At 71.3% G+C, this 24171-nt stretch carries 19 protein-coding genes; 9 read left to right on the top strand and 10 right to left on the bottom strand.

Annotated elements, in window-relative coordinates:
* The first annotated feature begins 48 nt into the window (after positions 1-48).
* Genes OIE13_RS17715 through OIE13_RS17705 form a run of 3 tightly spaced genes read left to right on the top strand, consistent with a single transcriptional unit; the run spans position 49 to position 1968 of the window.
* Entirely contained in the window at positions 49-456 is a 408-nt protein-coding gene (locus tag OIE13_RS17715; protein ID WP_442811749.1) for a TraR/DksA family transcriptional regulator, read from the top strand.
* On the top strand, positions 420-1046 hold the full coding sequence (locus tag OIE13_RS17710) for a signal peptidase II (RefSeq protein ID WP_326638354.1): 627 nt from the start codon (positions 420-422) through the stop codon (positions 1044-1046). The genes OIE13_RS17715 and OIE13_RS17710 overlap by 37 nt, the downstream gene beginning before the upstream one ends.
* Positions 1039-1968: an RluA family pseudouridine synthase gene (locus tag OIE13_RS17705; protein ID WP_326638356.1), complete on the top strand. Its 930-nt coding sequence runs from the start codon at positions 1039-1041 to the stop codon at positions 1966-1968. Before OIE13_RS17710 ends, OIE13_RS17705 begins: the two co-directional genes overlap by 8 nt.
* Before the next feature lie 68 nt (positions 1969-2036).
* Here the strand turns inward: OIE13_RS17705 and OIE13_RS17700 are convergent, their stop codons facing one another.
* The 6 genes from OIE13_RS17700 to OIE13_RS17675 are packed head-to-tail and all read right to left on the bottom strand — an operon-like array spanning position 2037 to position 8489.
* Positions 2037-2483: a protein kinase domain-containing protein gene (locus OIE13_RS17700; RefSeq protein ID WP_326828427.1), complete on the bottom strand. Its 447-nt coding sequence runs from the start codon at positions 2481-2483 to the stop codon at positions 2037-2039.
* A gap of 56 nt (positions 2484-2539) precedes the next feature.
* On the bottom strand, positions 2540-2851 hold the full coding sequence (locus OIE13_RS17695; protein ID WP_326638358.1) for an AzlD domain-containing protein: 312 nt from the start codon (positions 2849-2851) through the stop codon (positions 2540-2542).
* Complete coding sequence (locus OIE13_RS17690) at positions 2848-3528, bottom strand: AzlC family ABC transporter permease (RefSeq protein WP_326638361.1); 681 nt, start codon at positions 3526-3528, stop codon at positions 2848-2850. Before OIE13_RS17690 ends, OIE13_RS17695 begins: the two co-directional genes overlap by 4 nt.
* A gap of 23 nt (positions 3529-3551) precedes the next feature.
* Positions 3552-4385 (bottom strand): AraC family transcriptional regulator, encoded by an 834-nt coding sequence (locus OIE13_RS17685; RefSeq protein WP_326638363.1) that lies wholly within the window; start codon positions 4383-4385, stop codon positions 3552-3554.
* Entirely contained in the window at positions 4382-6133 is a 1752-nt protein-coding gene (locus OIE13_RS17680) for a serine/threonine-protein kinase (RefSeq protein ID WP_326828426.1), read from the bottom strand. The genes OIE13_RS17685 and OIE13_RS17680 overlap by 4 nt, the downstream gene beginning before the upstream one ends.
* 46 nt (positions 6134-6179) lie before the next feature.
* Positions 6180-8489 carry a serine/threonine-protein kinase gene (locus tag OIE13_RS17675; RefSeq protein ID WP_326638367.1) on the bottom strand — a complete coding sequence of 770 codons (2310 nt, stop codon included), beginning with the start codon at positions 8487-8489 and terminating at the stop codon, positions 6180-6182.
* A gap of 344 nt (positions 8490-8833) precedes the next feature.
* Between OIE13_RS17675 and OIE13_RS17670 the strand changes: the two genes are divergently transcribed.
* Both OIE13_RS17670 and dnaE read left to right on the top strand, forming a co-directional pair.
* The gene (locus OIE13_RS17670) at positions 8834-9760 is read left to right on the top strand and encodes a chorismate mutase (protein ID WP_326638369.1); all 927 of its coding nucleotides are present in this window, start codon (positions 8834-8836) and stop codon (positions 9758-9760) included.
* A gap of 101 nt (positions 9761-9861) precedes the next feature.
* On the top strand, positions 9862-13383 hold the full coding sequence (gene dnaE / locus OIE13_RS17665) for a DNA polymerase III subunit alpha (protein WP_326638370.1): 3522 nt from the start codon (positions 9862-9864) through the stop codon (positions 13381-13383).
* 71 nt (positions 13384-13454) lie between these two features.
* Here the strand turns inward: dnaE and OIE13_RS17660 are convergent, their stop codons facing one another.
* Together OIE13_RS17660 and murA are read right to left on the bottom strand one after the other, a co-directional pair.
* Positions 13455-15710 carry a transglycosylase domain-containing protein gene (locus tag OIE13_RS17660; protein ID WP_326828425.1) on the bottom strand — a complete coding sequence of 752 codons (2256 nt, stop codon included), beginning with the start codon at positions 15708-15710 and terminating at the stop codon, positions 13455-13457.
* 70 nt (positions 15711-15780) lie between these two features.
* Positions 15781-17097: a UDP-N-acetylglucosamine 1-carboxyvinyltransferase gene (murA, locus tag OIE13_RS17655; RefSeq protein WP_326638374.1), complete on the bottom strand. Its 1317-nt coding sequence runs from the start codon at positions 17095-17097 to the stop codon at positions 15781-15783.
* A gap of 98 nt (positions 17098-17195) precedes the next feature.
* On the opposite strand from murA, the gene OIE13_RS17650 reads away from it, so the two are divergent.
* Positions 17196-17756 carry a hypothetical protein gene (locus OIE13_RS17650; protein WP_326828424.1) on the top strand — a complete coding sequence of 187 codons (561 nt, stop codon included), beginning with the start codon at positions 17196-17198 and terminating at the stop codon, positions 17754-17756.
* Positions 17757-17777: 21 nt separating this feature from the next.
* Here the strand turns inward: OIE13_RS17650 and OIE13_RS17645 are convergent, their stop codons facing one another.
* Positions 17778-19235: an amidase gene (locus OIE13_RS17645; protein WP_326828423.1), complete on the bottom strand. Its 1458-nt coding sequence runs from the start codon at positions 19233-19235 to the stop codon at positions 17778-17780.
* 175 nt (positions 19236-19410) lie between these two features.
* Positions 19411-19911, bottom strand: a complete 501-nt coding sequence (ybaK, locus tag OIE13_RS17640; protein ID WP_326638379.1) for a Cys-tRNA(Pro) deacylase — start codon at positions 19909-19911, stop codon at positions 19411-19413.
* A 99-nt stretch (positions 19912-20010) separates the two neighbouring features.
* Between ybaK and hisD the strand changes: the two genes are divergently transcribed.
* The 3 genes from hisD (at position 20011) to iscB (ending at position 24159) form a co-directional block, all read left to right on the top strand.
* A complete protein-coding gene (gene hisD / locus OIE13_RS17635) occupies positions 20011-21318 on the top strand; it encodes a histidinol dehydrogenase (RefSeq protein ID WP_326638381.1) in 1308 nt (435 codons plus the stop codon).
* A gap of 118 nt (positions 21319-21436) precedes the next feature.
* Positions 21437-22522: a histidinol-phosphate transaminase gene (locus OIE13_RS17630; RefSeq protein ID WP_326638383.1), complete on the top strand. Its 1086-nt coding sequence runs from the start codon at positions 21437-21439 to the stop codon at positions 22520-22522.
* Between the two features lie 329 nt (positions 22523-22851).
* Positions 22852-24159 carry an RNA-guided endonuclease IscB gene (gene iscB / locus OIE13_RS17625; RefSeq protein WP_326828422.1) on the top strand — a complete coding sequence of 436 codons (1308 nt, stop codon included), beginning with the start codon at positions 22852-22854 and terminating at the stop codon, positions 24157-24159.
* The last annotated feature ends 12 nt before the right edge of the window (positions 24160-24171 follow it).

Raw genomic sequence — 24171 nt, 5'->3', positions numbered from 1 at the left:
ACATTGGATACGGTCCGATCGAGCAAGGAGGTCGCCATGGCCGCGACCGTGCGCGCAGACAACAGTGCGGCAGCGCCGTCATCCGACGGAGCCGTCGTCACCTGGTCCGCCGGGGAACTCGCGGAGGTCCGCGGGCGGCTGGCCGCGGAGAGCCGCGAGCTCACCGAGGAGATCGCCAAGGCCGAGATAGAGATCGCGTCAAGCGACGTTACCGACGGTGCCGGCGACGACCAGGCCGACGCCGGGGCGCGGACGTATGAACGTGAGCGCGAAATCGCCCTTACCCTGAACTCGCGCGACCTGGTCGCGCAGAACGAGCGAGCGATCGCCCGGATCGACGCGGGGACCTACGGAGTGTGCGAATCGTGCCATCAGCCGATCGGAAAGGAGCGCCTTCAGGCGTTTCCGAGGGCGACGCTGTGCGTGGCCTGCAAGCAGCGGGAGGAGCGCCGCTGACCGGCGACACCGAGGACGGGGCGGTCTCGGCCGCCCCGCTCGCTGCGCGGCGGATCGCCGTGCTCGCGGTGATCGTCCCCATCGTCTACGCCCTCGACCTCGCCACGAAGACCCTTGTGCTGAAGACCCTGGAGGGCAGGGAACCCATCGTGGTCATCCCCGACGTGCTCCAGTTCCGGGTGATCTTCAATTCCGGTGCCGCCTTCGGCCTCGGCACCGGAATGACGATCGTCTTCACCTGTGTCGCGGCCGCCGTCGTGGTGGCGATCCTGCGCACCGCGCGCAACCTGCGCAGCCTGCCCTGGGCGATCACGCTGAGCCTGCTGCTCGGCGGGGCGCTCGGCAACCTCACCGACCGGATCTTCCGCTGGCCCTCGGGCTTCGGCTCCGGCAGGCCCGCACCGCTGCAGGGACACGTGGTCGACTTCGTGGAGACCTTTCCCGGCCACTTCCCGGTCTGGAACATCGCCGACTCGGCGATCGTCTGCGGCGGCATCCTGGCGGTCATCCTCGCCTGGCGGGGCTACCAGATCGACGGCACGCGCGACACGGGAGCCAAGAAGGAAGCGAAGGAGAACGACAATGGCTGATCGGCGGAGTCTCCCCGTCCCCGACGGGCTGGAGGGCGAGCGCCTCGACGCCGCCCTGTCGCGCCTGTTCGGCCTCTCCCGCACCCGGGCGGCCGAACTGATCGTCGCCGGTGACGTGCTGGTGGACGGCTCGACCGCGGCCAAGTCCGACCGGCTCCACGGGGGCGCGTGGCTGGAGGTCACCCTCCCGCCGCCGCCCACCACGCCGATGCCGGTGGCCGAACCCGTGCCAGGCATGCACATCGTGTACGAGGACGACGACATCGTCGTCGTCAACAAGCCCGTCGGCGTGGCCGCCCACCCGACCACCGGCTGGACCGGCCCCACCGTGATCGGCGGCCTGCTCGGCGCCGGCCACCGGGTGGCCACCAGCGGCGCGGCCGAACGCCAGGGCATCGTGCACCGGCTGGACGCCAACACCACCGGCGCGATGGTCATCGCCAAGAGCGAGCACGCCTACTCCCACCTGAAGCGGGCCTTCAAGGAGCGCACCGTCGACAAGCGCTACCACGCGCTGGTCCAGGGCCACCCCGACCCGCACCGCGGCACCGTGGACGCGCCGATCGACCGCCACCCCGTCGGGGACGGCCGCTGGGCGGTCGTGGCGGGGGGCAAGGAGTCGGTCACCCACTACGACACGATCGAGGCCTTCCGCGCGGCGTCGCTGCTGGACATCAAACTGGAGACGGGCCGGACCCACCAGATCCGGGTCCACATGTCGGCGCTGCGCCACCCGTGCGTCGGCGACATGCTGTACGGGGCCGACCCGACCCTGGCCGCGCGGCTGGGCGTGAGCCGGCAGTGGCTGCACGCGGTCTCCCTGGCCTTCGAGCACCCCAGCACCGGCGAGTGGGTCTCCTTCACCACGGCCTACCCCGAGGACCTCGCCCACGCCCTGACGGTCGTCGCCGCCGAGTCCTAGCGCGGTCGGCCGGTCCTTCCGGCCGGACCCGGCCCTCCCACGGCGGGCATGCCTTCGCGCCGGTGGCCCTACCGGCGTGTCCGGCCGTTGCCGGGTTCACAGCGAGGGAGCGACCCTGCGGGGTTTCGTGCGGGCTCGCCGGCCCGGCGGATTACTTCGCGGCGATCAACATCGGTCGGCGGCAGCGGACCGTCCTCCCTGATCACCGCTCCCAGCGTGCGGGAGTCGACCAGCTGCATGACGATCCAGGGGCGCCCGTGCTCCTCGATCACGTCGTACACCGTGGCGACCCCCGGATGCCCGATCCGCCCGGCGGCCCGGGCCTCCCTGAGCGTCCGCACGGTGAACACCTCGCGCTCGGGATCGGTGAGGTCGGGGGAGGGGATGACCTCCTTGACCGCCACATCGCGGCCCAGCACCTCGTCCCGTGCCCGCCAGACCGTCCCCATGCCCCCTCGGCCGATACGTTCGAGCAGGCGGTAGCGGGCTCCGATGATCCCCTGAGAATCGGTCATGCGCCGACGCCTACCCAGGATCGACCACGGCATTCGGAACGGGTCACACGGGCTCCTCAGCTCAGGACATGACGCAACGCGGCGGTGACGACGGCCGCCGCCGCGAGGACCACCAGGAACGGTGCGCGCAGCAGCAACGCCACCACGGCCGCGCCCATTCCCACGGTGCGCGGCCAGTCCAGATGCAGAGCCTGCCCGTGCCCGAAGGTCTGCACGGTGATCAGCGCCGCCAGCAGGGCCACCGGGATCAGCGTAGCGAAGCGCTGCACCCCCGGGTGGTCGAGGATCCGGCGCGGTGCCGACAGCCCGGCGAGCTTCAGCGCGTAGCAGGCCGCGCAGGTGGCGACGATCGCCCACCAGATGGTCACTTGGGTCTCCTCAGGACAACCGCGAGCACGGCCGCGGACGCGAGCAGCACGGGCACGCCCGGCGGGGTGAGCGGGGTCGCGGCCAGCGCGATCGCCGCGCCGCCGCCCGCGATCAGCCGCAGCGTACGGGCCTCGGGGCCGCTGCCGGTGAGCCGGGGCCACAGGATGGCCAGGAACGTCGCGGGGCCGACCGCGTCCAGGCCGAACACCGCGGGGTCGGCCACCCAGGAGGTGCCCAGCGCGCCGAGAAGGGTGGTGGCGTTCCAGGTCAGGTAGAGGGTGACAAAGGTGACCAGGAACGCCGTCCTGGACGACTCCTCGTCCGGCTGGGCCAGGGCGACCGCCGCCGTCTCGTCGATCACGCCCTGGGCCGTCAGCGGCCTGCGCCAGCCCCGGATGTCGAGCACGTCGGCCATGCGCAGGCCGTACAGGCTGTTGCGGGCGCCCAGCAGCATCGCGCCGGCCGTGCCCGCGACCAGGTTGCCGCCGCCCGCGACGACTCCGACGAGGGCGAACTGCGAGGCGCCGGTGAAGGTGAACAGGCTCAGCACGGATGCCTGCGCGACGCTCAGTCCCGCGGTGACCGCCGCGGCGCCGAAGGCCACCCCGGACAGCCCGACGGCGATCCCCACGCCCAGTCCGTCCCTTATCGCGGAGGAGCGAGTGGTTGTATCCATGGAAAGGGAGCTTATGTCTGGTTTTAAGTTCCGGTCTTGTACGTTCCTGCGCGTTGGTACGCGGCAGGGGGAACGCCCACCATCCGTTTGAAGTGCCTGCTCAGGTGGGCTTGGTCGGTGAACCCCACGTCCCCGGCGACCTGCGCGGGAGGCGTGCCCGCCTGGAGCAGCCGCCGGGCACGCATGATCCGCAACGTGTTCAGGTAGGCGTGCGGGGGCAGCCCGGTGGCCGCCTTGAAGGCCCGGATCAGGGTGAACGGCCTGGCGTCCACGGCCCGTGCCAGGTCCTCGATCGTGGGCGGGTCGACGAGCCGCTCGTGCAGGATCTCCCTGGCGCGCCGCACCGCCGGGTCCTGGTCGTGGGAGCGCGCCTCCGGGGGGGAGCGGGTGGCGTGGCGCCGGAGCAGGGCGGCGAAGGCGGTGCGGGCCAGCGTCGAGGAGGCGAGGTCGTCGCCGTGCTCCGCGGCCTGGTGCGCGGTCCGCAGCAGCTCGACGGTGGGCCGGTGGTAGGTGAGGGTCTCGGGGAAGCAGGGGGTGCCGCGTCCGGTCATCACCTCGGCGGCGATCCCGGAGACGAACTCCACAGACGGGTAGAGAACCCGGTAGGTCCATCCCTCGGGGACGCCCGCGTGGCCGTGGTGCACCTCCTGGGGGTTGAGCGTGCTCAGGCTGCCCGCGCTCGCGTGGTGGCGGGCGCCCCGGTAGCCGAACTCCTGCATCCCGGAAAGGACCAGCGCGATCGTGTAGCTCTCGTGCGCGTGCGGGGTGAAGCGGTGGGTCACGTACCTGGCCTTGAGGAGGTCCACCCCCGGCAGTCCCGGGCTGCGCCAGAAGCGCGCCCTCTCCGGCCCGTTCACGAGCTGAAGGTCCTGGTGAAGTCGTCGAAGAGGGATCGGTCCCACTCCGACTCCGGGCTCTCCCAGTAGATCGCGTACGGCCTGCCGGCGAGGGTGCGGAAGCCCCGGTCCAGGACGTGGGTGCGGACCCCGTTCTTGAGGTAGGTGAACTCCCAGTCGGCGGCGGGCACCCCCCGGTATCTCAGCGAGGTGATGCCGATCCGCTCGTAGCCCGGCCAGACGTTGTCGGCCGTCCCGGCCCGCTCCACCTTCTCCCAGTGCCTGACCGGATTCTTCTCCGGGTCGTCCGTCGACTCGATCCACAGGAAACCGCTCGCCCCGGGGGCGCGGAACTCCACCCGGTCGCGGCCGGAGAACCGCTTGACCGTCCAGCCCCTGGGCACCGCGACGGAGAAGCCCATCGGGTCGCGGTGCCACCGCCAGCCCGCCGGAGCCGTCCGGCTCGGACGCGGGGTCGCCGTCGTCGCGGGGGTGGGGGCCGGGGTCGTCTCGGCCGGGGGGGTGGGGGTGGTGTCGACGATTGTGGTCGTGACCGTCGGCAGGCCGGAACCGGGGTCGGCGGTGCCGTCCTGGTTCCGCACGATCAGCCACCCGCCGACCCCGATGGCCACCGCGAGCGCGGGAACCCCGGCCAGGAGCGCCAGCCGCCCCGCCCCTGCCCGCCGCACGGTGGGCCCGCCCCCGCCCCCGGTGCCGGTGGGCTGCTCCTGCAGCGGCCAGGAACCCGGACGCAGGGGTTGGGAGCCGTATGCTCCGTGCCCGGGGTGCGTGTAGGGGGACTGCCCGGGGTGCGTGTAGGGGGACTGCCCGGGGTGTTGGTGCGTGGCGGGGTGTTGGGGCTGGTCGGGGTGGGTGTGTCCGCCCGGGTACGGGGACTGTCCGGGGGGCGGCTCCCAGCCGGAGACCGGCCCCGCGGATGACGTGGGAGGGGAGGAGGCGGCAGGGGAGGAGGCGCGGCTGAGCAGGGCCTCGACCTGGTCGGGCACCATCCGGGCGGCCGGGTCCCTGGCCATCAGGCCGAGGATCGCCATCGCCAGGGGACCCGAGTGGGTCATGGAGCTCGGCTCGCCGTGCAGGACGGCCATCATGGTGGCGGCGGCGGTGGCCCGCTCGAACGGGGGCCGGCCCTCGGCCGCCGCGTACAGAGTCGCCCCGAGCGACCACAGGTCCGACTCGGGAGTGGCGCTCAGCCCGTGCAGCCGCTCGGGGGGCAGGAACGCGGGTGTGCCGACCATCCCGCCCGTACGGGTGATGCCGGTCTCCTGCGTCATGGAGGCGATGCCGAAGTCGGTCAGCACCACCCGGCCGTCGTCGGCCAGCAGCACGTTCTCCGGCTTGACGTCGCGGTGCAGCACCCCCGCGGCGTGCGCGGCCCGCAGCGCGCCCAGCACGTGCAGTCCCACCGAGGCCACCCGCTCCGGCGGGAGGGGCCCGCGCTCGCGGACGATCTCCCCCAGCGACCGGGACCTGACCAGCTGCATGACGATCCAGGGGCGCCCCTCCTCCTCGACCACGTCGTGCACGATGATCACGGAGGGGTGGTCGAGGCGCCCGGCGGTCCTGGCCTCGCGGATCGTGCGCCGGTTCAGGTCGACGCGCGCGGCTTCGTCGACTCCCCGGTAGCGGACCTCCTTGACCGCGACGACCCGGTCGAGGAGCTCGTCATGGGCCCGCCAGACGATGCCCATGCCGCCCTCGCCGAGGTGTTCGAGCAGCCGGTAGCGGCCCGCCACCTTTCTCTCCGCCATCCCCGTCCCTCCCAAGCTCACTGATCGCGGCCGGTGGGGATCCCGCTCACTTTTTCGAGGAGAAGGTCGCGGTGAACCCTTCGAAGAAGTGCATGTTCTTCTTCCAATTCTTGGCCAGGGTATGCCAGTAAATCGCATATCCCCGGCCGCCCTTGGTGACGAACCCCCGGTTGATCACCCGGGCCTTGCCCGAACTCGTCTGCCAGGTGAACTCCCAGTCGGCGGCCTTCACCATGTAGTCGACCTTCGCGATCTTGACCCGCTTGTAGCCGGGGAAGTTGCCGCGGCTGTACCCCTCCTGGTTCTCCCAGTCCCCCTTGGGGTCGGGACCCGCGCGGTCGACGTACTCGACGAAGACGAAGCTCGTCCGGTCGGGGCCGCGGAACCATACCTGCTGGCCGGGCCGTTTGTCCACGTTCCAGCCCTTGGGCAGGCCGATCGAGAAGCCGTTGGAGTCCTTGTGCATCCGCCAGCCGGAGGGAAGATCGGACTTCTTCTCCGTCTTGGTGGGGCTCGGGCTGGGCGGCGCGGAGGAGGGCGCCGGCTCGGGTGAGCCCTGCGGGGTCGTCTTGGCGCCGCCGCTCGGGGCGCTCGGCGCGTTCGGCGTGCTGGACGCGCCCGGCTTCCCCGAACCGGTCCGAGAGGCGTCCTCGTTCTCGCGGCTGCGCATGCCGAGCCAGCCGGCGACCCCGCCGACGACCAGCAGCGCGGGCAGCAGCACCAGCAGCCCTCGCTTCATCTGAGAGCCGCCCCGCTTCTGCGAGGCGAGCGTGGCCGTGGCCGCTCCGTAGTCATGGTCGGCGTAGGAGGGCGCCACGGGCTCCTGCCAGTGGGCGGGTGCGGGCTCGGCGGGCTCCTTTGCCGGCTCAGGTCTGGGCGAGGGTTCGCGTCCCACGGGTGGGAAGGGGTTGGGCCGCGAGACGGGGGTGGGCCTCTGACGCGCGAATCCCCGCCCGGCCACGGTGGGAGGGGCGTCCTCGCGGCTCGCCGCGGGTTTCTCCTCGGGCGCGCCGGCGGGGGAGGCGGCAGCGGAAGGGGGTGTGGCACGGGACACGTCGGCGGGCTTCGCCTCCGAGACCGGTGTGGCCGTCGGTGCGGTGGAGGGCTTCGCCTCCGAGACCGGTGTGGCCGTCGGTGCGGTGGCGGGTTTCGCATCGGCCGCCCCGGCCGCTGCGGCCCCGGCGCCGGAGGTGACCCTGTTCGTGGGCCGGTTCGCCTCGAAGCCGCCCGGGGCCTCCGGAGCGGGACCGCTCCCGGCGCCGGGAGCGGCCTTGGAAGCGGGCTTCGCCGCCGCCTTCGCCCCGGCACCCGGCTCCTGCCGTACGTCTCCGGCGGGCGTTTCCGCGGCGGCCTTCGACGGCCTCTCGCCCCGCGCGGGCGCCGCCTTGTCCTTGGCGCCGGCGGGTGCGGCGTCCAGCTTCGCGCCCGTCTCGGGGAGGGCGCCGGCCTGGAAGCGGGCTCCCGGATCGGTGTCGGCCGCCGGGCTCACGGCGGGCATGAGGGCGGTCCTGGCGGGCCGGTCGAGGTTGCCCGCGCCCTCGGCCACCCTGCGCAGCAGCCGCTCGGCCTCCTTGTAGGGCATGCGCAGCGCCGGATCCTTGCGGAGCAGCCCCTCCAGGACCGGGGCCAGCGGCCCGGCGTGGACCGGGGTCTCGGGCTCGTCGTTCAGGATGGCGTGCATGGTCGGCAGCGCCCCGCCCCGGTCGTGCGGGGGCTTGCCCTCGACGGCGGCGTACATGGTCGCGCCGAGCGACCACAGGTCCGACTCGCGCTGCGCGGCGCCGCCCTTGATGCGTTCGGGAGGGATGAACGCGGGGGTGCCCGCGATGCCGGTCATGGTCAGCGCGGTCTCGGCTTCGAGCGTCGCGATGCCGAAGTCGGTCAGCACCACCCGGCCGTCGTCGGCCAGCAGCACGTTCTCCGGCTTGACGTCGCGGTGCAGCACTCCCTGGGCGTGGGCGGCGCGCAGCGCATCCAGCACCTGCAGGCCGATCTCCGCCACCCGCTGCGGCGGCAGCGGCCCGTCCTGCCTCAGCACCTTGCCGAGGGAGCGCGACTCCACCAGCTGCATGACGATCCAGGGACGCCCGTCCTCCTCGACGACGTCGTGGACGACCACCACGTTCGGGTGGGTCAGACGCCCGGCGGCACGCGCCTCGCGCTTGGTGCGCCGGTTGAAGTCCTCCTGGTTGTCCTCGCCGAGCATGTCGGCGTAGCGGACCTCCTTGATCGCGACCTCGCGGTCCAGGAGCTCGTCGTGGGCCCGCCACACGATGCCCATGCCACCCCGGCCGATGGCTTCGAGCAGGTGGTAACGGGAGGCGATAAGGCGCCCCTCGGGCTGTGCTTCGGCCATCAACCGGCTTACCTCCTTCGGAACCTCCGAATACTCTCATAGCCCGGTAAAGTGATCGACTCACTCGCCGGGGAAAAAGTCCATATCTTGAGATGCGCTGTCCAGTACGTGGCGGGGGGTTGGGATATGGCCTAGGATCGGGTACGTGACCTGTTATTTCGCGTTTACCAGCCCGGCTCCGGAGAGCCGGTCGTGACAGCGTGATCTAGCGACCAGCCGGAGCCGACACGAGGCGGAGACGTGAAGTCTCTGCCTTTTTCATTTCGAACGTCTCTTTCCGAACGTCTCTTTCCGAACGACCACCGGCTCGCGGGACGCGCGCCGGCCGAGCATGGGGGAGCCTCATGTCGTCCACCGCACATCTGGAACGCGCGACGGTAGGGCTGGGCGCGCTCACGGTGGGTGCCGGACCGGCCGTGGTGATCGGCGGACCCGGTGCGGACGCCCGCTGGATCAGTCTGCGAGACCGGCGCGGTGGGCTCCCCGCCGCGGAGTCCGTGGTGGCGGTCCGCGCCGAGGGAACGGGGCCGGTCCTGGTGGAGCCGTCCTCGGCGGAAGACCTGCCGGTGATCGCCGAGAGGGCGGACGGCGTGCTGGTCGGCGCGGCCTGGATGCGGGACTCCGCGCTGGTGCGCGCCGCCGCCAGGCTGGGCCTGCCGGTGCTCGTCCAGCGGGCCCCCTCCGCGACGCTGGAGGAGTGGCTGGCGGTCGCCGGCCACTGCGCGGCGGAGGGCAACGACCAGATCATGCTCTGTGAGAGCGGCCGTACCCACCCGGACGGCGCCACCTTCGACCTCGCCCTGATGCGCGCCGCGCGGATGAGGTCGGACCGTCCCGTCCTGGCCGACCTCGGCGCGGACCCCGCGCTGGCCGCCGCCGCGATCGCCGCCGGTGCCGACGGCCTCCTGCTGGACCCCGGCTCCACCGAGCAGGACGCGCTGGCCGCGCGGGAGGCCACCAGGATCGTCGGTGCCGTCACCCGCAGGGAGGTCCCCGACTCGGTGCCCGCCGCCCGCGACGCCATCGACCGGGTCGACGCCGCCCTCGCCGTCCTGCTGGAACGCCGCGCCGAACTGGCCGGCACCATCCAGCGCCTCAAGCCCGTCGGAGGCTTCGCCGGCCGCGACGCGGCCCGCGAGCGCCAGGTGGTCGCCGAGATGGCCCGCCGCGCCCCCGTGCTGGGCGAGGCCCGGCTCGCCCCCATCATGAACGCCGTCATCGAGGCGGGCCTGCACCTCGCCGAGGAACGCCGGTCGGTGCCCTCGGACTGAGACCGGGGAAGGGACGACCTGGAGCGCACGGGTCACTTCGGCAACTCGGATTTGGATACGCTTTCCCCGCCGACGGTGCGACTAGGGGAGGACGGGGCCGCATGTCAGACTCGTTTGTGCATCTGCATGTTCACACGGAGTACTCCATGCTGGATGGAGCCGCCCGTTTGAAGCAAATGTTCAAGCAGGTCGGCGACCTGGGCATGCCCGCCATCGCGATCACCGACCACGGCAACATGCACGGGGCCTACGACTTCTACAAGCAGGCGACCGGGGCCGGGATCAAGCCGATCATCGGCATCGAGGCCTACGTCGCCCCGGCCTCCCGGCACCAGAAGAAGCCGGTGCTGTGGGGTGAGCCGCACCAGAAGCGCGACGACGTCTCGGCGGGTGGCTACTACACCCACATGACCATCTGGGCGAAGAACGCCACGGGCCTGGGCAACCTGATGAAGCTCTCCTCGCGCGCCTACACCGAGGGCTTCGTCCGCAAGTGGGCCCGGATGGACGAGGAGATCCTCGCCGAGCACGCCGAGGGGCTGATGGCCACCACCGGCTGCCCGTCGGGTGAGGTGCAGACCCGCCTGCGCCTGGGGCAGTACGACGAGGCGGTCGCGGCGGCGGCCAGGTTCCAGGAGCTGTTCGGCAAGGACAACTACTACCTGGAGATCATGGATCACGGGCTCGACATCGAGCGCAGGGTCCGGGACGGCCTGACCCGCATCTCGCGCGAGCTGGACATCCCGCCACTGGTGACCAACGACTCCCACTACACCTACGAGTCGGACGCGACCTCCCACGACGCGCTGCTGTGCATCCAGACCGGCAAGCAGCTGTCCGACCCCGACCGCTTCCGCTTCGACGGCAGCGGCTACTACATCAAGAACGCCGACGAGATGCGCGCGGTCGACTCCTCGGACCTGTGGGCCGAGGGCTGCCGCAACACCCTGCTGGTCGCCGAGAAGGTCGACCCGAGCGGCATGTTCGGTTTCAAGAACCTGATGCCCACCTTCCCGCTGCCCGAGGGGGAGAGCGAGGAGAGCTGGTTCCGCAAGGAGATCTGGCAGGGCATGGAGCGGCGCTTCCCCGAAGGCGTCGACGAGGAGCACCGCGCGCAGATCGAGTTCGAGATGGGCGTCATCCTGCAGATGGGGTTCCCCTCCTACTTCCTCGTGGTCGCCGACTTCATCATGTGGGCCAAGAACAACGGCATCCGGGTCGGCCCCGGCCGAGGCTCGGCCGCCGGGTCGCTGGCCGCGTACGCGCTGGGCATCACCGACCTCGACCCGCTGCCGCACGGGCTGATCTTCGAGCGGTTCCTCAACCCCGACCGCGTCTCCATGCCCGACGTCGACATCGACTTCGACGAGCGTAGGCGCGGCGACGTGATCCGCTACGTGACGGAGAAGTACGGGGCCGACAAGGTCGCCATGATCGCCACCTTCGGCACCATCAAGGCGAAGGCTGCCATCAAGGACGCGGCCCGCGTCCTGGGCCACCCGTACGCGCTGGGCGACAAGGTCTCCAAGGCGTTCCCGCCCGCGGTGATGGGCAAGGACATCCCGCTGTCGGGCATCTTCGACAAGGATCACCCGCGCTACAACGAGGCCGGCGAGCTGCGCAGGCTGTACGAGGAGGACGTCGACGTCAAGTCGGCCATGGACCTCGGCAAGGGCCTGGAGGGCCTGATCCGGCAGACCGGCGTGCACGCCGCCGGGGTCATCATGTCGGCGGAGGTGCTGACCGACTACATCCCGATCATGCGCCGCGACTCCGACGGTGTGATCATCACGCAGTTCGACTACCCGACCTGCGAGACGCTCGGCCTGCTGAAGATGGACTTCCTGGGCCTGCGCAACCTCACGATCATCGACGACTGCCTGAAGATGATCGAGGCCAACACCGGCGAGCAGATCGACCTGCTCAAGCTGCCGCTGGACGACCGCAAGACCTACGATCTGCTCGGCCGGGGCGACACCCTGGGGGTGTTCCAGCTGGACGGTGGCGGCATGCGGTCGCTGCTGCGGCTGATGAAGCCCGACAACTTCGAGGACATCTCCGCCGTCGGCGCGCTGTACCGGCCTGGACCGATGGGCGCCAACTCCCACACCAACTACGCGCTGCGCAAGAACGCTCAGCAGGAGATCGTCCCGATCCACCCGGAGTTCGAGGAGTCGCTGCAGGAGATCCTCGGCACCACGTACGGCCTGATCGTCTACCAGGAGCAGGTCATGGCCATCGCGCAGAAGGTCGCCGGGTTCTCGCTCGGCAAGGCCGACCTGCTGCGCCGCGCGATGGGCAAGAAGAAGAAGTCGGAGCTGGACAAGCAGTTCGAGTCGTTCGAGCAGGGCATGAAGGACAACGGCTACTCCGCGGCCGCGATCAAGACGCTCTGGGACATCCTGCTGCCCTTCTCCGACTACGCCTTCAACAAGGCGCACAGCGCCGCCTACGGCCTGGTCTCCTACTGGACCGCCTACCTCAAGGCCAACTACCCGGCCGAGTACATGGCCGGGCTGCTGACCTCGGTCAAGGACGACAAGGACAAGTCGGCCCTCTACCTCAACGAGTGCCGCCGGATGGGCATCAAGGTGCTGCCGCCGGACGTCAACGACTCCGACTTCGACTTCACACCGCGCGGCACCGACGTCCGGTTCGGCCTGTCGGCCATCCGTAACGTCGGCGGCAACGTGGTCGACGGGATCATCGCCGCCCGCAGGGAGAAGAGCCGCTTCGCCGACTTCAAGGACTTCCTGCGCAAGGTCCCCATGGTCGTCTGTAACAAGCGGGTCATCGAGTCACTGGTCAAGGCCGGTGCCTTCGACTCGTTCGGGCACGTGCGCAAGGGCCTGGTGATGGTCCACGAGCAGGCGGTCGACAGCATCATCGGCATCAAGAAGAACGAGGCCCAGGGGCAGGACTCCCTGTTCGGCGCCGTCGAGGGCGCCGAGGACCAGACCTTCGACGTGCAGATCCCGATGGGTGAGTGGGACAAGAACACGCTGCTGCAGTTCGAGCGGGAGATGCTCGGCCTGTACGTCTCCGACCACCCGCTCTTCGGCGTGGAGCACATCCTCGCCTCCGGCGCCGACTGCTCGATCGCCTCGCTCCAGGACGAGCACCGTCCCGACGGCCAGGTCGTCACCGTCGGCGGCATTCTGAGCGGCCTGCAGCGCAAGGTCACCAAGAAGGGCGACACCTGGGTGCTGACCCAGCTGGAGGACCTGGAGGGCGCCATCGAGGTGATGATCTTCCCCTCGGCGTACCAGCTCTGCGCGACGGTGCTCGCCGAGGACGCCATCGTCTTCGTCAAGGGCCGCCTGGACAAGCGCGAGGACGTGGGAAAGATCATCGCCATGGAGGTGACGGCCCCCGACCTGACCCGCGAGGCAGGCGGTCCGCTGGCGGTCAGCCTCGCCCTGACCCGCTGCACCCCGCCGGTGGTCGGCCGCCTCAAGGAGGTGCTGACCGCCCACCCGGGCACCACCGAGGTGCACCTGCAGGTGCACAACGGCCCGAAGACCACCATCATGCGCCTCGACGACCGGCTGCGGGTATCGCCCTCCCCGGCCCTGATGGGCGACCTGAAGCAGCTGCTCGGACCCGCCTGCCTCGGAGCCTGACCCGGCGCGACGCGGGCAGGGCCGCGAGCGATCCCGACGCGGTGACGGCGGTGGTGTCGCGGTGGGCCGGGTCAGCGGTGGCGGGGGCGGGCGGGCCACTGCGCGACACGGCCTCCCCGGGGCCCGTGGTAGGCGCCGTACTCGCTGTCACCGCGGCGCCTGCGATCACCGCGCCCCTCGCGGTCCCGGTGGCGCTCGCCGCGCTCGCCGTCCCTGCCCGCCTTGCGCTCGGCCTCCAGTGCCTCCTTCATGCCGGGGGTGAACCCGCCGCCGAAACGGCCCATGTCCGGGTGGTGGAAGGAACGCGGCGAGACGTCCCGCAGGGCGGCGGACATGGACGACACCCAGATCGGCCCCGGCAGGGAGGCCCCCTGAACCGCTCCGTAGTACTCGCCGCCGATCTCGACATCGCTCAGCGGGTAGCGGTACGAACCGCGGATGTCGCCCACGCTGACCGCCGCGGCCAGATCGGGGGTGTAGCCGGCGAACCAGGCGGACGTGTAGCCGTTGTTGGTGCCGGTCTTGCCCGCCGCGGGGCGGCCGATGCTCTGACCGGTCATGGTGCCCTTGGTGAACACCCCGGACAGCAGGTAGTTGACCGCGTCGGCCACGTCGCGCTCGATCGCCTGCGCGCAGCTGGGCGGGACGCGGAAGTGCCTGCCGTTCCGCTCGACGATCTCGACGATGGACAGCGGGCGGCAGTAGCGGCCCCGCGCCCCGAACGCGGCGAACGCCGCCGCCACGGTCACCGGGTCCATCTCGTTCACCCCCAGGGTGAAGGTCGGCACCTCCCGCAGCGGGGCGCCGTCGGCGCGGGCGATGCCCATCGCCTTGGCGGTCCTGACGACCGGGCACAGGCCCACCCGCTGCTCCAGCATCATGTAGAAGATGTTCACCGACTTCCAGGTGCCGGTGGACAGGCTCTGCGGGCCGCCCTTGCCCTCGCCGCTCGCGTTGAAGATCTCCGCGCCGGGGTCGTTGACCTTGCGCCCCCGGCAGTCCTTGAAACCGCCGGCGGGCACGAAGCTGCCGGGTGTCATGAAACCCTGGTCGAACCGCCAGCCCTGGCTCAGCGCGGTCGCCAGGGTGAACACCTTGAACGTCGACCCCGCCTGGAATCCCTGACCGCCTCCGTGCGCGGTGTCGGCGACCAGGTTGTAGGTGGTGCGGGGGCCGTTGTTCTTGTCGCCGGCGTTGCGGCCGTACTTCTTGCTCGCCGCCATGGCCCGGATCCGCCCGGTGCCAGGCTGGATCATGGCCTCGGCCGCGACCTCGGTGTCCTTGGTACCGACGCGCGCGGCGATGGCGCGTTCCGCGGCCCGCTGGGCCCTCGGCGCCAAGGTGGTGCGCAGCACGAGGCCGCCCCTGGCCAGGCGGCGCTCCCGCTCCACGCGGGTATGGCCGAAGACCGGGTTGGTCAGCAGCTCCCTGTGCACGTACAGGCAGAAGTAGGGGTAGACGCTCCCGTCGCAGCCGCCGGGCATCGGCTGCAGCCTGAGGTTCAGCGGCCGTCTCATGGCGGCCTCCGCCCGGGGCCGGGGAACGTAGGACAGCTGGGCCATCCGCTCCAGGACGATGTCCCTGCGTTCTCGCAGCCTCTTTCTGCGCGCCGCGTCCAGCGACGGGTCCGTGATGTACGGGGTGCGGACCGCGCCGGCCAGCGTCGCCGCCTGCGCCAGGGTCAGCCGGGAGGCGGCGACGGAGAAGAACCGCTGGGCGGCGGCCTCCACCCCGAAGGCCCCCGCGCCGAAGTAGGCGATGTTGAGGTAGCGCTCCAGGATCTCCGCCTTGGTGTACTTCTTCTCCATCGCCAGCGCGTACCGCAGCTCGGTGATCTTGCGCTGGATGCTGGGCGCGCGGGCCTGGGCGCGCTCGGTCTCGCTCTCGGAGTTCTCGACCAGGATGTTCTTCACCAGCTGCTGGGTGAGCGAGGACCCGCCCTGGCGCACCCCGCCCGCCTTGGTGTTGGTCACCAGGGCGCGCAGGGTGCCCTTGAAGTCCAGGCCCGCGTGCTCGTAGAAGCGCGAGTCCTCGATCGCCACGATCGCCTCACGCATGACGGGGGCGATCTGGTCGAGCCGAACGACGGTCCGGTTCTCCGTGTAGAACTGGGCGAACCGCTTGCCGTTCCGGTCCAGGAGCACGGTGCGTTGGGCGAGCGGATTCTCCCGTGGGCTCGGCGGCAGGTCGGTCAGGGTCCTCGTGACATTGTTGACGGTGACCCCCACCGTGCCGACCAGCGGCAGCGCGGCCAGGGCGGCCAGCAGCCCGCCGAGCACCCCGCAGGCCGTCAGCGCGCGCAGGCACGCGCCGGGTCCGCGTCTCACCTCCGGGTGCGATGTCACGCAAGGTAACGTGCAACCGGATGATCACCCATAAACACCCGGTTGCCAATCCTTACCCCTCCTGCACCTTTTCTCGACTGATCTTCAGCCCGAGCGAGGCGAACTGCTCGAACGGCCGGTGGTAGCCCCGCTCGATGTGGTGCACCCCGCGCAGCGTGGAGACGCCCTCCGCGGCGGCCGCCGCCAGCACGGCGGAGAACCCGGCCCGGATGTCGGGCAGCGTCACGTCGGCGCCGCTCAGCCTGGACACGCCGCGCACGACCGCCGAGTGCTTGGCGTTGGTGTCGTGGTAGCGGCAGGCCGGGCCGCCCAGACAGACGTCGAACACCTCGATCTCGCAGCCCATCTTCTGCAGCGCGGGCACGTAGACCAGGCGGTTCTCGAACACCGTCTCGTGCAGCACCGACATGCCCTGGGCCTGGGTGAACAGCACCATCAGGGGCGTCTGCCAGTCGGTCATGAACCCCGGGTGCGTGTCGGTCTGCACCGCCGCGGCCCGCAGCCCGTGCGGCGCCGACGCCGACAGGTAGTCGTCGGTGATGTCGACCTCGGCGCCCATCCTGGCCAGGGTGGTGATCGCGGTGACCAGCCGGTCCTGCGGGCAGCCGTGCACCCGCACCTGGCCGCCGGTGATCAGACCGGCCGCCAGGTAGGAGAACGCCTCGATGCGGTCGCCGTTGAGCCAGGTGGAGGCGCCGTGCAGGCGCTCCACCCCCTCGATCACGATGCGCCGGTCCGGGCTCAGCTCTATGCGCGCGCCCATCCGCTGCAGGAACAGGGCGAGCTCCACCACCTCGGGCTCCATCGCCGCGCCCTTCAGCACGGTCTTGCCCTCGGCCAGCACCGCGGACATCAGGATCGTCTCGGTGGCGCCGACGCTGGGGTAGGGCAGCTCGATCCGGCTGCCGCGCAGCCGCTTGGCCTTGGCGTACACACCGGTGTCGCTCACCTCGACCTCGGCGCCCATCGCGCGCAACGCCTCGACGTGGAAGTCGACGGGCCGGCGGCCGATCGGGTCGCCGCCGACCAGCGGTACGAACGCCTCGCCCGCCAGGTGCAGCAGCGGGCCCAGCATCAGGATCGGGATTCGGTTGAGGCCGGTGAACGCCGCCGGGACATGCGGGTTGATCTTCTCCCCGGGAGAGACGGTGATCTCCCCGGAGCTGATCTCCACGTCGATGCCGAGCGCCCTCAGCATCTGCGCGGTGATCCCCACCTCACCCACGTCCGGGGCGTTCTGGATCGTGCTCTCACCGGTGCCGAGCATCGCGGCGACCATGTGCTTGGAGACGCCGTTCTTGGAACCGCGGACCTCGACGTCACCGCGGAGCGGCCCGGAGGGTTCGATCAGCCATGCCTCTTCGTTCACCCCGCAAGCGTAACGGGGTTCGGTGGGAACCTCGGGTGGCGCCGGGCGGGCGGATGGGTAACATCGGGCACATCTGCACAGAGGGTGAGGGGGCCGTGGTGCGCGGTGCGCGTGACTTTGTGATCACCGTGCTGGTGCTCGCCCTGGCCGGAGTCGTCGCCGGGATCCTGTGGTCGCTGGCCGCGCCGCGACCGCCGTACGTCGTGACGGGCAAGGGGCCGCTGCCGGCCGATCCCTCCACGCAGGCGCTGATCGCCGCCGACGGCTGGTTCGCCGTCATCACGGGCGTGCTCGGGCTGGTCTGCGGGGTCATCGGTTACGGCGTGTCGCGTGGAGGCCGCCCGCTGCCGGTGGTGGTGGGCCTGGCGGCGGGCGGTCTGCTCGGCGCGCACCTCGCGCTGCTGGTCGGCGCGGCGGCCAACCTCGGCGCGGTGAGCATCGCCGCCTCGGGGAGCTCCATGGGGAGCTCCATGCCGCTGGTCCCGGGGCCCCTGGCGCTGACCGCCAGGGGCGTGCTGTACGCGTGGCCGACGCTGGCCGCAGGTGTCTTCTTCGTCCTGGAGGGCGTCGCGGGCTACCGCGACTCGCCGCTGCGCAACCCGTTCGGCGAGGGCGAACCCTACGGGCCGCTGTCGTCGTACGACATCGACGGCCGGTAGTGACCCGGCCGCCCGGTCGCGTCAGAGGGGCGGCCTGCGCGTGCCGTGCCCGGTGGCGCGCTCGAAGGCGTGGGCCAGCCGGAGCACCGCCATGTCGGCGAAGGGACGCCCGACGATCTGCACGCCCACCGGCAGCCCGCCCGAGGTGAACCCGCACGGCACCGACGCCGCGGGGGTGTGCAGCACGCTGACCCAGTAGGCGGAGCGCATCCACGCCAGGTAGTCGGGCAGCGCCTGTCCGTTGATCTCCGAGACGTACGGGGCGTCCACCGGGAACGGCGGCACCTGGCTGACCGGGGCGATCAGGAAGTCGTAGGTGCCGAAGAAGGAGTCCATCCGCTGGTACAGCCCGCTGCGCAGCCGCTCGGCGCGGGCCAGGTCGGCCCCGGTCACCTCGTGGCCCCGCTCGACGTTCCAGCGCACGTTCGCCCCCAGGCGCTCCTGGGGCAGGTCGCCGTAGCAGAGCGCGTAGTACCAGGCCCGGTAGATCCGGAAGGCGTCCTCGGCGTCCGACAGGTCCAGCTCCACCCGGTCCACCCGCGCGCCCAGCTCCGCGAGCACGGCGGGGGCGTCCGCGGTGACCTTGGCGGTCTCCGCGTCGACGGGCAGCCCGCCCAGGTCCGGGCTCCAGGCCACGCGCAGGCCGGTCAGGTCCAGCTCCAGCGGCCCGGCGAAGGCGGTGCCGCTCTCGGCGATGGACAGGGGGGAGGAGGCGTCGAACCCGGCCACCGCGCTCATCAGCAGCGCCAGGTCCCCGGCGGTACGGGCCATCGGCCCCGGCACGCCGAGGGTGAACCAGGCCGCGACGGCGGAGGGCGCCGGCACCCGCCCGGGGGTGGGCCGCAGCCCCGCCACGTTGCAGAAGGAGGCGGGGTTGCGCAGCGAGCCGCCCATGTCGGAGCCGTCGGCCAGCGCCACCATGCCGGTCGCCAGCGCGGCGGCGGCCCCGCCGCTGCTGCCCCCGGCCGACCTGGTCAGGTCGTAGGGGTTGCGGGTGGCGCCGAAGATCTCGTTCACGGTGTGCGAGCCGGTGCCGAACTCCGGGGTGTTGGTCTTGCCGACCGTGATCGCCCCGGCCTCGCGCATCCGCCGCACGATCGGCGCGTCGGTGCCGGGGACGTGGTCGGCGAAGAGCGGCGAGCCGTACGTGGTGCGGATCCCCGCGGTGTCGGCCAGGTCCTTGTGCGCGACCGGCAGCCCGTGCAGCGGTCCCCGCCATCGGCCGCGCGCCAGGTCCAGGTCGGCCTCCCTAGCCTCCCGCCTGGCGCGCTCGGCGGTCAGCGTGACGATCGCGTTGACCTCCGGGTTGACCTCCTCGATCCGCCGCAGGTGCGCCTCGAGCAGCTCGGCCGCGCTGATCTGCCTGGTGCGCAGCAGTTCGAGCATCTCGGTAGCGGTCAGGTAGTGCATCTGTCCCCCGATCGGTACGGCCTGTCGCAGACGAGTCTGGCCGAACGCCGCCGCGTGCCGCGTCGGCAACCTTCGACAGGGCGGTGGGGGGAGCTCCGGCCCACCTTGTGCGACGAGATCTTCGGCCCGCCTTGTGTGACGAGATCTTCGGCCCACCTTGTGTGACCCTTGTGCGACGAGATCTTCGGGCCGACGCACAGGGGGGCCGAAGATCTCGTCGGCTCTCCGGGCCGGAAAGCCCTTGCTAGCCGTTCTTGCCGATGGGCGCGGTGACGGCTCCGGTGAGGCGTACCAGCTCCGAGGGGGAGGCCTCGATCTGCAGCCCGCGCCGACCGGCGGAGAAGTAGATCGTCGGAAAGTCCAGCGCGGAGGCGTCGACCACGGTCGGCAGCCGCTTGCGCTGCCCCAGCGGGCTGATGCCGCCGACCACGTAGCCGGTGACCCGCTCCACCTTGGCCGCGTCGGCCATCGCGGCCCGCTTGCTCCTCAGCGCCGCCGCGAACGCCTTGAGATCGAGTTTGCCCGCCACCGGCACCACCGCGACGGCCAGCCCGCTCTCCACCTCGGCCACCAGGGTCTTGAAGATCTGCCCGTACGGCACGCCGAGGGCGTCGGCCGCCTCCTCGCCGTAGGCCTGCGCGTTCGCGTCGTGCTCGTAGGGGTGCAGGGTGAAGGCGGCTCCGGCCTGGGTCAGGGCCACGGTCGCGGGGGTTCCCTGGCCGCCCTTGCTCTTGCTCTTGCTCACGGGGCAAGCGTAGCGGCTGGTTAAAATCTACATAGTAAAGGCGCTGTCCGGATAATGGACGTGACGATACCGGGTGGCGGACCTCCGTAGACTGAACGGGTGATTTCGCGTACCGATCTGCGCGGGCCTCTTCCCGAGGACCTGCGCGACGTGCTGCCCCGCGCCGACCTCGACGTCGAAGCCGCCCTGGAGAAGGTGCGGCCCATCTGCGACGACGTGCATCATCGTGGGGTCGCCGCGGTGCGGGAGCTGACCGCCAGGTTCGACGGCGTCGAACTGGAGTCCACCCGGGTGCCGGTCGAGGCGATCTCCGGGGCACTGGAGAGGCTCGACCCGAAGGTCAGGGCGGCACTGGAGGAGTCGATCCGCCGCGCCCGCCTCGTCCACCGTGACCAGCGGCGCACAGACGTCACCACCCAGGTCGTGCCCGGCGGCACCGTCACCGAGCGCTGGGTGCCCGTCGACCGGGTGGGACTGTACGTCCCCGGCGGCCGGGCGGTCTACCCCTCCAGCGTGGTCATGAACGTCGTCCCCGCCCAGGAGGCGGGGGTGGGCTCCCTGGCGGTCTCCTCGCCCGCGCAGCGCGAGTTCGGCGGCCTGCCGCACCCGGCCATCCTGGCGGCGTGCGCGCTGCTCGGTGTGGACGAGGTCTACGCGGTCGGTGGCGCCCAGGCGGTGGCGATGTTCGCCTACGGCACCGAGGAGTGCCCGCCGGTCACCATGGTCACCGGTCCCGGCAACATCTGGGTCGCCGCGGCCAAGCGCCTGCTCAAGGGCCGTATCGGCATCGACTCCGAGGCCGGTCCGACCGAGATCGCGATCCTCGCCGACTCCACGGCCGACCCGGTGCACGTCGCCGCCGACCTGATCAGTCAGGCCGAACACGACACGATCGCCGCCGCCGTGCTCGTCACCGACTCGGTGGAGCTGGCCGAGGCCGTCGAGCGGGAGTTGCCGGCGCAGGTCGCCGCCACCAAGCACGCCGAGCGGATCACCGAGGCGCTCTCCGGGCGCCAGTCCGGCATCCTGCTGGTCGACGACATGGAGGCGGGGCTGCGCGTCGTCGACGCCTACGCCGCCGAGCACCTGGAGATCCAGGCCGAGGGAGCGTCCGCGCTGGCCGCCCGGGTCCGCAACGCCGGGGCGATCTTCGTTGGAGCCTACGCGCCGGTCTCGCTCGGCGACTACATGGCCGGTTCCAACCACGTGCTGCCCACCGGCGGCTGCGCCTGTCACTCGTCGGGGCTGTCGGTGCAGACGTTCCTGCGGGGCGTTCACGTCGTCGACTACAGCCGCGAGGCCCTCGCCGGGGCCGCCGCCCACGTGTGCGTGCTGGCCGACACCGAGGACCTGCCGGCGCACGGTGCGGCGATCAGGGCGCGGTTCGACTGGGAGGTGCCCTCGTGAGGGTTTTTTCCATGCTTACCAGCCAGGTGGCTCGACGGGTCCCCGCGAGAGCCGCAGGGGTCTGCCCGTCCGTGCGAGACGTGGCCGTCCGTTTCCGGTTCGAGGTGGAGATCCCGTCGTGAAGCTCGAAGACCTGCCGATCCGAGACGATCTCCGGGGGCGCACGCCGTACGGTGCCCCGCAGATCGACGTCCCGGTCAGGCTCAACACCAACGAGAACCCATACGGGCCCTCGGCGTCGCTGGTCGCCGACCTGGCCGAGGCGGTGCGGAGCGTCACCGCCGAGCTCAACCGCTACCCCGACCGCGACGCGCTCGGCCTGCGCCGGGAGCTGGCCGGATACCTCGGTCACGGCCTTGGACCGGAACAGCTCTGGGCTGCCAACGGCTCCAACGAGGTGCTCCAGCAGATCCTGCAGGCCTTCGGCGGTCACGGCCGCACCGCGATGGGCTTCGAGCCGTCCTACTCGATGCACCCGATCATCACCACCGGCGCCTCGACCGAGTGGATCTCCGGGGCGCGTGAGGAGGACTTCGGGATCGACCCGGGCAAGGCCGTCGCCGCGATCGAGGAGCACCGGCCCGACGTCGTCTTCCTGACCTCGCCCAACAACCCGACCGGCACCGCCCTGGAGCCGGAGGTGATCGCCCGGATCGTCGAGGCGGCGCCGGGCATGGTGGTGGTGGACGAGGCCTACTTCGAGTTCGCCCGCACCGGCACCCCGTCGGCGCTGACCCTGCTGCCGGGCAATCCCCGGCTGATCGTCACGCGGACGATGTCCAAGGCGTTCGCCATGGCCGGCACCCGGGTTGGCTACCTGGCCGCCCACCCGGCGGTGGTCGAGGCGTTGCTGCTGGTCCGTCTGCCGTACCACCTGTCCACGCTCACCCAGACGGCGGCGCGCGTCGCGCTCGCCCACCGCGCCGAGCTGCTCGGCGCGGTCGACGCGCTGCGGGCCGAGCGCGACGCCGTCGTGGACTGGTTGCGCGCCCGGGGGCTGAAGGTCGCCGACTCGGACGCCAACTTCGTGCTGTTCGGGCTTTTCGAGGACCGGCGCGCGGTGTGGCAGGGCATGCTGGATCGCGGGGTGCTGATCCGCGAGGTGGGACCGCCCGGGTGGCTGAGGGTTTCGATTGGCACGACCGAGGAGATGGCGGCGTTCCGCGCCGCCCTGGAGGAGATCCTGTCAACGACCCCCTCCTGAGGGAGGGGGCTCGAGGTGCAGCGATGCGCTTTGAAGCCCCGCGTTGACCAGCCCTGGCCGTCAGCTCAAGGAGGTGCGTTTTGATGGCTACGTTGAACATGAGATCGCAGACCCACCGGCGGGTGCTTCCTCAGCCTGCCGCTCTGGAATCCGTGGGAGCAGACACGCCCGAGGGTGGGCACGAAACGGCTCACGGACACCGCCTGGCGGCGGTACCTGGTGTTCAACCTGGGCGAGGGGAGATCGAGCGGACCGGCACCCGGTCTGCTCGGCGTCACCCCGAGGACGCTTCGGCGTCCGAGGGAGCGAACCGTGAGGTTCACCCGGTCGTGTTCGTCCTGGACGTCCGCGGCCACCCGCTCGACCCCTGCCATCCTGCCCGTGCCCGTCGCCTGCTGGCGGCCGGGCGGGCGGTCGTGGCCCGTCGCACCCCGTTCGTCATCCGTCTCAAGGACCGGTCGCTGGCCGATTCCACCGTGGCAGGCGTGCAGGTCGGTATCGACCCCGGCAGCAAGCACACCGGCCTGGCGGTGTTCACCGACCATGAGGGGAGCCGGGCCGGACGGTATGCGATCCGGCTCGACCATCGGGGCGCACTGATCCGCGACAGGCTTGCCTCGCGGGCCGCGTTGCGCCGGGGCCGCCGGGGGCGGAACCTGCGCTACCGCGCCCCCCGATTCCTCAACCGCACCAAGCCGAAGGGGTGGCTCGCGCCATCCCTGCGACACCGCGTCGAGGGCACCATGTCGCAGGTGGCGCGGCTGACCCGGTGGGCGCCCGTGACCGCCGTCCACATGGAGAAGGTCTCCTTCGACACCCACGCCCTGTCGGCGGGCAAGCCGTTGGAAGGCGTTGAGTATCAGCAGGGCACCCTGGCCGGGTACGAGGTCCGCGAATACCTGCTGGCCAAGTGGGGGCGCACCTGCGCCTACTGCGGCGCGAGCGGCGTACCGCTCAACCTCGACCATATCCACCCCCGCAGCCGGGGCGGCTCCGACCGGATCAGCAACCTCACCCTGGCCTGCGTCCAGTGCAACCAGACCAAGAACGCCACCCCCGTGCGGGAGTTCCTGAAAACCAGCCCCGCACTCCTGGCGAAGATCCTCAAGCAGGCGAAGGCTCCACTGCGGGACGCCGCCGCCGTCAACGCCACCCGGTGGGCGCTGTGGCGGGCACTGGAAGCGACCGGCCTGCCCGTTCACACCGCCTCGGGCGGTCGTACGAAGTGGAACCGCTCGCGCACCGGCGCGCCGAAGTCGCACACGTTGGACGCGTTGCACGTCGGAGAATTGGAGACCGTGACCGCCTGGCCGCCGGTGGTCCTGGTGGTCGCGGCGACCGGTCGCGGCGCCTACGCCCGCACCACCCCCGACCGATACGGGTTCCCCCGCCTTCTCCGGCCACGGATCAAACTGCGCCACGGCTTCCAAACCGGCGACCTGGTCCGGGCGAACGTTCCGGCGGGCAAGAAGGCCGGGGTTCACGCCGGGCGAGTCCTGGTCCGCTCCTCCGGTTCGTTCGACATCACCACCCGGCACGGTCGCATCGCCGGGATCAACCACCGGCACGTCCGTCATCTTCAACGCGCGGACGGCTACGGCTACACGACTCAGAAAGAAGCTGATCGAAATGACTGACCGGTCAGGGCA

The sequence above is a fragment of the Streptosporangium sp. NBC_01810 genome (assembly GCF_035917355.1).
GTDB lineage: Bacteria > Actinomycetota > Actinomycetes > Streptosporangiales > Streptosporangiaceae > Streptosporangium.
This window is presented reverse-complemented; position numbering and strand designations above follow the sequence as displayed.